This is a genomic window from Actinophytocola xanthii, from assembly GCF_001921205.1.
GTDB lineage: Bacteria > Actinomycetota > Actinomycetes > Mycobacteriales > Pseudonocardiaceae > Actinophytocola > Actinophytocola xanthii.
The window spans coordinates 1-876 of the sequence record NZ_MSIE01000184.1 but is presented as its reverse complement, the minus strand read 5'-3'; the positions used below and the strand labels follow the sequence as shown (position 1 = coordinate 876).

Here is an 876-nt window from a genome sequence, read left to right as displayed (position 1 = left end):
GCGGCGCCGATCCCGGCGATCTCGTCCTCGGCTTGCATGGTGGTGACGTTGAAGTTCCGGTGTTTGGCCAGCTCGTGCAGGATGTCCGAGGCCGGGGTGATGGGGTAGCTGCCCAGCAGGACCGGCAGCCCTGAGCGCTGTCCGGCGGCGACGATGCCGTAGGCGAGGGCGAGGTTCCCGCTGATCTGCCGATACCGCCCCGGGGGCAGGTCACTGGCCGGAGCGACCTCGAACGTGGTCGCGAACGCCTCGGTGGTCTCCCCGAAGTTCCAACCCGCCCGGAACGCCAACACGTTCGCCTGCGCGATGTCGGGTTTGCGGGCGAACTTCTCCCGCAGGAACCGCTCCGTTCCTTCGGTGGGGCGGTGATACATCCACGACAACAACCCCAACGCGAACATGTTCTTACACCGCTCGGCGTCTTTCTTCGACAGCCCGGTCTCGGCCAACGCTCCCTGGGTCAACGACGCCATCGCCACCCCGAACACCTGAAACCCCGACAGCGACCCGTCCTCCAACGGGTTCGCCGCATAACCCACCTTGGTCAGGTTCCGCTTCGAGAACTCGTCGGTGTTCACGATCACCGTGCCACCCGCCGGCACATCACCGATGTTCGCCTTCAACGCCGCCGGGTTCATCGCCACCAACACATCCGGCCGATCCCCCGGCGTCAAAATATCGTAATCAGCGAAATGCAACTGAAACGACGACACCCCCGGCAACGTCCCCGCAGGAGCCCGAATCTCAGCAGGGAAATTCGGCAACGTCGCCAAATCATTACCAAACGCCGCCGCCTCCGACGTGAACCGATCCCCCACCAACTGCATACCATCACCAGAATCACCAGCAAACCGAATCACCACCCGGTCCAGCTTG

Annotated in this window: 1 protein-coding gene; it reads right to left on the bottom strand. The window is 63.8% G+C overall.

What is annotated here, in order from left to right; translation table 11 throughout:
• Positions 1–876 (bottom strand): 2-oxoacid:acceptor oxidoreductase family protein (locus BU204_RS37835; protein ID WP_198943124.1); only part of this gene is annotated, 876 nt, incomplete at both ends.